The sequence below is a fragment of the Nonomuraea sp. NPDC049784 genome, from assembly GCF_040659615.1.
Lineage (GTDB): Bacteria > Actinomycetota > Actinomycetes > Streptosporangiales > Streptosporangiaceae > Nonomuraea.
In genome coordinates this window covers 1-6,593 of the sequence record NZ_JBFAMX010000576.1, presented here as the reverse complement: position 1 = coordinate 6,593, position 6,593 = coordinate 1, and the positions used below count along the sequence as shown (strand labels likewise).

4 protein-coding genes and 2 pseudogenes are annotated in these 6,593 nt (G+C 72.2%); 3 read left to right on the top strand and 3 right to left on the bottom strand.

Annotated elements, in window-relative coordinates:
* Nucleotides 1–1,197: pseudogene (locus AB0J09_RS52310) on the bottom strand (hypothetical protein); the annotation flags it as partial.
* A gap of 183 nt (nt 1,198–1,380) precedes the next feature.
* The gene (locus AB0J09_RS52305; protein ID WP_360709371.1) at nt 1,381–1,920 is read right to left on the bottom strand and encodes a YbhB/YbcL family Raf kinase inhibitor-like protein; all 540 of its coding nucleotides are present in this window, start codon (nt 1,918–1,920) and stop codon (nt 1,381–1,383) included.
* Nucleotides 1,921–2,296: 376 nt separating this feature from the next.
* On the opposite strand from AB0J09_RS52305, the pseudogene AB0J09_RS52300 reads away from it, so the two are divergent.
* The 3 genes and pseudogenes from AB0J09_RS52300 to AB0J09_RS52290 form a co-directional block, all read left to right on the top strand.
* Nucleotides 2,297–2,512 (top strand): annotated as a pseudogene (locus AB0J09_RS52300) (BTAD domain-containing putative transcriptional regulator); the annotation flags it as partial.
* Between the two features lie 9 nt (nt 2,513–2,521).
* The gene (locus AB0J09_RS52295) at nt 2,522–3,043 is read left to right on the top strand and encodes a PH domain-containing protein (RefSeq protein WP_360709368.1); all 522 of its coding nucleotides are present in this window, start codon (nt 2,522–2,524) and stop codon (nt 3,041–3,043) included.
* On the top strand, nt 3,040–4,602 hold the full coding sequence (locus AB0J09_RS52290; protein ID WP_360709366.1) for a PH domain-containing protein: 1,563 nt from the start codon (nt 3,040–3,042) through the stop codon (nt 4,600–4,602). The genes AB0J09_RS52295 and AB0J09_RS52290 overlap by 4 nt, the downstream gene beginning before the upstream one ends.
* A gap of 178 nt (nt 4,603–4,780) precedes the next feature.
* Here AB0J09_RS52290 and AB0J09_RS52285 read toward each other — a convergent pair whose 3' ends face one another.
* Entirely contained in the window at nt 4,781–6,208 is a 1,428-nt protein-coding gene (locus tag AB0J09_RS52285) for a hypothetical protein (RefSeq protein ID WP_360709363.1), read from the bottom strand.
* Nucleotides 6,209–6,593: the final 385 nt, after the last annotated feature.

Sequence of the window (6,593 nt, the reverse complement as noted above, 5' to 3'; positions counted from 1 at the left end):
CGGGTCGGTGTCGTCGGCGACCGCCCAGCCGGAGCGCACCTCGTACGAGGCGGGATACGACGAGCGCGCGGCGGGCTGCTCGAAGGCGGGCCACGAGCTTCCCGAGGCGGGAGAGGGGTCGTCGAGGATGTCGGGCTGGGCGGGCCAGGAGCCGGACGACGACGCCGCGGGCGTGCCGGCCCAGGTGGTCTCGGCGGCGTTGTTGTAGGCGGGGAACGGGTCGCTCGTGGGCGCCCCGTGGATGGGTGAGGGCTGGGCGGGGAAGGAGCCGCTGGAGTTCACCGCGGGGGTCGCGGGGAAGGAGCCGCTGGAGCTCGCCGCCGGGGTCGCGGGGAAGGAGCCGCTGCTGAAAGAGCCGCTTCCGCTCGGTGCGGTCAGGGGGTTCGGCTGGGTCACGGGGGTCGCGGGGAAGGAGCCGCCGGCGGCGGGAGCGGCCGGGAAGGAGCCCGTGCCGTGGCCGGTCGTGTTGGACGACAGGGAGTCGGGGCGGGGGGAGGGCACCGGCTGGGCGCCCGCGCCGAGGATGCTCATCACATCGGCCGTCGGCGCGGCGAATGTCATCGTCCGCTGGTCCGCCAACTCGGCCTGGGACGGAGTGGCGCGCTTGGCCGGCTGCTCCACCAGGTCGGCGAGGTTGGCCGCCGCGGCGGCCGGCTGGCGCTGCGGAAGGGGGGACTGGACGGTGGTCGCGTTGGGGTCGGCGGAGGCGGCCGCGGGCTGCGGCTGTGTGGTGCGTTCCCGGCGCCTGGCGGCGGGACGCTCAGCGGGGCGCTCGGCGGGACGCTCGTGCTCGACAGGGCGGGAGGCGCCCTTCCTGGCCGCCACGGTGCCACCCGCACCGAAACCGCCCTCTTCCGCATCGCTGCGGATGTTGGCCCAAAACTCCTCGTCCTCGTCGTCGGAGGTCGGGTTGCCCCACTCGTCGACGCCGCGCCTGCCCCGCTGACCGGTGCGTACCGGTTTGGGCTTGGGCTCGTCGATGGGGCTGAAGTCGGGGCTGAAGTTGTTCATGCGCGGCTCGTGCGAGGCGAACTCGTCAGTGGACCGCGTCTGGGTCATCTCCTCCTTTTCGGCCATCTCCTTCAGCCGTTCCGGAGGGAGAGAGCTCTCCCGGCGGTTCATGGAACGCATGCCCAGTGCCACGACGACGAGCACGAGGAGCACGACAGCGACCAAGCTCACTACGACCGCGATCATTGCACCACCCTCAAAGCCATGGCCTCCCATCGGCGCCGGTGAGATCGCGCGGCCATCGACGCGACCTGCCCCCTTTGATCACCAGTGCCTAACAATTGGATCTGATTGTGTCGGACCACTATGAGCGTTGTCACACCCTACGTGAAGAATTGGTACACCGAATTACCTGCTGTGTTCGGGCTCTCACTGGATGTCGACTGCTGTGAGTCTGCCCCTGGCAATGGTCTTGTTGGCGATGTCCTTCAGGATGTCGGGGAGCCCGCCATCCTTCGGGACGACGACCTTGTCGTTCAGCGTGTAGACGGTGAAGCGGTAGTTGCCGCTCTCGCACGGAGGGTCGTAGCCCGCCTTGCCACTGGTCACCTTCGCCTGACCGGATCCCGGAGGGGGCTCGGCCGCGGCGTTGGGTCCCAGCTCGGTCGTGGTCGCCGGGATGTTGTAGAGCACCCAGTTCACGGCCGATTCCGATGGTGTATGAGAATCGACCACGATTGCGATCGACTTGGCCTTGGGCAGCGGCTGACTCGACCAGCGCAGCGGGGGGCTGCCCTGGTCGCCTCGGCAGGAGTAGTCGGCGGGCAGCGGCTTGCCCTCGCGCAACTCCGGGCTCGAGACGTTGATCTGCGCGATGTCCTCGGCCTGAGATCTGCCCATGAGACTGGCGCAACCCGACAAGGCGAACGCGGCAGCCACCACCGTCACACTGACGGCGATGCGTCGCATGCGTGATGCCGCGTTACACAGCCCCATGCCGGACGATGCTACGCGGCTCTCGGCGGTGCGCAGACCGTTTCTCGATGGTCGGTGCAAGGTAAAGGATCCGAAACGAGGCGGAATCGCGGGATCCGGGTAGTGACCTTGGACACAAGCGTGGCCCCCGCCGACGCTGGGGGGCTGGAATGGCGCCGTACCCGGGAACCTTTTCTGACCTGCTGGTTCACTGCGGCCGGACTTCTGGCGGGATCTCGTACGGCGACTCGACAAAACGGACATAGGTTTCGGTTGCGCCCCTTCCGTAAAAAGCAGGTGCGCCGGATCCATCCAGAGATGTAGGCGCAGGCGATGATTCCGGGAGCCGGCCGGGTGGACGGCGGCTGCCACGTTGCGTGAGGCGCTCGCGCTCTGGTGCGGTCCCGCGCTGGCCGGGCCTGGCTGGTACGCACGTGGCGCCGCCGATGTGGCCAAGCTCGACAGCCTGCGGCCGGCCGCCATCGAGCATGGCACCGAGGCGGAGCAGGGCGGCGGCAGACACGCCGAGCGTGCAGGTGGATCTTGGCGGGCCGCGGACAGATCGCTCCGGCGGTTCGCGCCCTAAGCTGGCCTTGTGACGTCAACTGGCCCGCTGCGCGATCCGGCGAACCGCGTCTCGCCCAAGGCCGTCCGCCTGTGGTTGCTCGAGTCGCTGGTCGCGTTCGTTTTCTTCCTGGGCGGCTCGCTCCTGGTGTCGCGGTGGGTCGGCGGAAGCGGGTGGTCGTGGGTGCCCGGCTGGTTCGCGGACCACTCCTGGTTGCTGCCTGCCGCGGTCGTGGTCTTGACGGGGCCTTTCCTGGTCGCCGAGCCCTTCATCCGGTACGCCGTGCATCGCTGGGAGCTCTCTGGGGACGTCGTCTACGCCAGGTCGGGGTTCCTGACCAGGGAGTGGGTGTTCGTGCCTGTGAGCCGCATCCAGACGGTCGACAAGGCGCAAGGGTGGATCGAACGGATGCTCGGGCTGGCCACACTGGAGATCCGCACCGCGTCCCACGCGGGGTCCTCGACGATCAAGGGTCTCGACCACCACGTCGCGGCGGGGCTGGCCGAGCAGATCGCGCACCGCGCCGAAGCCCTCAGGGACGACGCGACATGATCGGCCCCCAGCCGCCCCACGGCAGTGGCGACCCCCACGCCGGTCCCGAGCCGCAGGGTGACGCTCCACCTCGGAGCGCTCCTCCGGCGCGGGTGCCGCTGCGGTTGAGCCCGAAGGTGCTGCTCATCGATCCCGTACGCATGCTGCCCTCGCTCCTGCTCCCTCTCGTCGGCGTGCTCTTCGTGGGCGGGTTCTCGACCAGGTCGTACGCCTGGGCGGCGCTCGGCGTGGCCGGCACCGTGGTGTTCGCGATCGTCCGGTGGGCCACCTTCACCTACGAGATCGCCGGCGACCGGCTGGAGACCAAGCGGTCGCTGATCAGCCGCTCCGTCCGCACCATCCCGCTGGAGCGGATCCGTGGCGTCGACGTGTCCACGCCGCCCATGCACCGCCTGCTCGGCCTGGCCGTACTCAAGATCGACACCGGGGCGAGCGGGAATGACGAGGAGGCCGAGCTCGACGGGGTCACGCTGGAGGAGGCCGAACGGCTCAAATCGGTGCTCCTGCGGCGCTCCGCCCGGCCCGAGGTGCACGTGGCCGACATGGCGGGGCCCCACGAACGGGTGATCATCGGCGTGCCGCGAAGGTGGCTGCTGTACGGGCCGCTGTCGGGCGCGTACCTGCTCACCCCCTTCGCGCTCGCCGGCGGCGCCATAGGGCTGGCGTTCCAGTGGGGCGACGACCTGGGGCTCGACCGGGACGCCGCCTGGCGCGCCGGAGAGTGGCTGTGGACCCATCCCTATCTGCTGCTGGTCGCGGTGCTGCTGCTCGTGGTGGCGATGCCGTTCGTGGGCGGGCTGATGTACGCGATCTTCAACTGGGACTTCCAGCTCAAACGCCGCGACGGCTACCTGGTGGCGGAGCGCGGTCTGATCAACCGGCGCAGCGTGTCGCTGGAGTCCGCCCGGGTGCGCGGCTACGAGATCGTGGACGGGCTCGCCGAGCGGTGGGCCGGGGTCGTACGTGTCTGGGCCATTGTGACGGGACTGGGCGACTCCCAGACGCGGGGGCAGCTTCTGCCCGATGTGCCCCGGCCCGTGGCGCACCACGTGACCGGCGACGCCATCGGCCCCTACCGGGCGCCCCTCCGCCCCCACCCGCCCGTGGCGCGCAACCGCCGCCTGTTCCGCGCCGTCTTCCCCTGGGCCGTGCTCGCGTTGGCGAGCGCCGTGGCGATCTGGGTCACGGGGACGACCCTGTGGCTGATCCTGCTGGTGCCGGCGCTGCTGCTGGCCGGGGCCGGGGTTCCACTGGGACTCGACCGGTACGCGTCGCTGGGGCACGGCTACGACGGGGTACGGCTGGCGGTGCGCTCGGGGTCGCTGCGGCGTTCCCAGGCCGTGGTCGAACGCCGGGCCGTGGTGGGGTGGCGGCTCCGGCAGACGTGGTTCCAGCGGCGGGCCGGGGTGCTCACGCTGATCGCCGGCGTCGGGGCGGGCAAGGGCGGCTACTCGGCGATCGATGTGTCGGAGGCTCAGGGGGCGGGGTTTCCCGCCGAGGTGACGCCGGAATGGCTCGCCCCCTTCCTCCTCGAGCCCCGAACGCCACCCGCAGGCTGACCGCCCTCCAGCACCGGACGCCGCCGAGGCTGAACCCCCGGCGGCGAGTCCTGACGATCCTGACGATTGCCGACGGCCGGGTGCGGTCAGTCCCGGCGGTGGATCCTGTTGATCGTCGTGGGCGGGTGCGGTCGGTCCGGGCGGCGGATCATGATGATCCGCCGCGTGCCGGGTGCCGTCAATCCTGGCGGCGAGCTCCGAACATGATCTCGTCCCAAGTCGGGACCGAAGCTCTGCGTCCCCTCGAGCCCTTGCGCGCCTGACGGGCGGCCGGGGCGGGCGGCGGGGACGGCACGGGTACGGCTGGCTCCTCCTTGGACCCGTCCTTGGCCGAACGCGCCGCCGGGACCGCGGGCTTGGGCTTGGGCGCGGGCGCCGGAGGCTTGCTCTCCTCAGCAGGCGCGGCCTCCGGAGCAGACTCGCCCTCCTGGGCGGCCGCGGCCTCCTGAGCAGGCTTGGCTTCCTGAGCGGGCTGCTCGGACTGGGCCTCCGGTGCGGCGGGCCGGGTGACACTCTCAGGCTCCGCTGCGGCGGGCTCCTGGGCGCTCTCAACCTTCGCCGCGGCGGGCGGGGCGGCGCTGCTGCTCTCCATCTCCGGCGCGGCAGGCTGCGCGGCGCTTTCGGACTTCGGCGCGGCGCTCTCTGGCTGTGGCTTGGCGTTCCGTACGGCCTGGGCCGCCGCCTCCCGCTCCGGCGCGGTCGCCGCTGGCTCAGGGGAGGCCGCGTCCGCCACGACCTCCGCGGCCTTGGTCGTCTCGGCCTCCATGACACTGGGCGTCTGGGCGTCCATGGCGTCTGCCTTCTGAGCACCCACGGCACTGGCCGTCTGAGCGCCCGCGGTGTCTGTCCTCTGGGCGTCCGTGGTGCCGGGCGTCTGAGCGTCCGCGGCGTTCGTCCGATGGGCGTCTACGGCAGAGGGCGGCTGCGCGTCCGCGGCAGTGGGTGACGTGGCGTCCGCGCTGGCAGGCGCCTTGGTGCCCGAGGCGTCGGGCGTGCCGACCTCCGCGGTGGCGGTTGTCGCCGCGCCCGTTTCCGCCGATGCGGGTGTCGCGGTGCTGGGCGCTGTCGTGGTAGCCGGCCCCGTGGCGTCGCCGGACGCGGCGATGGGCGCGGCGGCGGACTCGGTGGCCGCCTCTTGTGTGGAGGGCGGCTCCACCGGGGAAGGCGAGTCCACCGGAACGGGTGCCTGCGAAGCGGCCTCCGGCTGGGCGGGCGATTCCACCTCGGCCGGCACCTGCGCCGCGACCTCGGGCCCAGCGGGCGACTCTGCCGTGGCGATCGGCTGCCCTTGGACGACGGCCTGATCCTGCGCCTGGGCGGTGGGCTGCGCCTCTGCGGCCGGCTGGACCGGGGCAGTGGGCTGCGCCTCCATGGCGGGCTGCACCTGGGCGGTGGGCTGCGCCTGCGAGGTGGGCTCCGCCTGGGAGCTGGACTGCACCCCCGCGGCAGGCTGCACCTGCGTAGCGGGCTGGGCCTGCGTGGTGGGCTGCGCCTCCGTGGCCGGCTGGACCGGAGAAGTGGGCTGCGCCTCTGCGGCGGCCTGCATCTGCGCGGCGGGCTGCGCCTCCACGACGGGCTGGACCTGGCCGGCGGGGTGCGCCTCCACGGCCGGCTGGACCGGGGAGGTGGGCTGCGCATCCGTGGCGGGCTGGGCCTGGGTGGTGGGCTGGGCAGGAGGGTGCGCGGACGCGGGACCCTGCGCTTGCGCCGGGGCCTGTTGCCGGGCCGGCCCCTGCTCATAGGCGGCCGTGTGGTCCCGGACGGGCGGCTCCTCGGCGGTGGGCGGCGGAGTCGTGCGGGAATCCGGAGCCGGAGAGGTGGGCGCAGGGCTGGTGGCGGGAGCGTAGATCGGCTCCGTGTCGCGCTCGGCAGGACGGCCGGGGCCGAAGTCGGGCAGCCACGGCGAAGGCCCGCCTGCTCCCCTCCATCGCCCCCGAGCTGGCCGCTCCCCGCTCGCTCCGACCGGGCCTCGGCTCGCTCACGGTACGTCC

Bases quoted from the DNA above. Each gene is read 5' to 3' on its own strand.
- AB0J09_RS52305 (WP_360709371.1), bottom strand. From the start codon at position 1,920: ATGCGACGCATCGCCGTCAGTGTGACGGTGGTGGCTGCCGCGTTCGCC.
- AB0J09_RS52290 (WP_360709366.1), top strand. From the start codon at position 3,040: ATGATCGGCCCCCAGCCGCCCCACGGCAGTGGCGACCCCCACGCCGGT.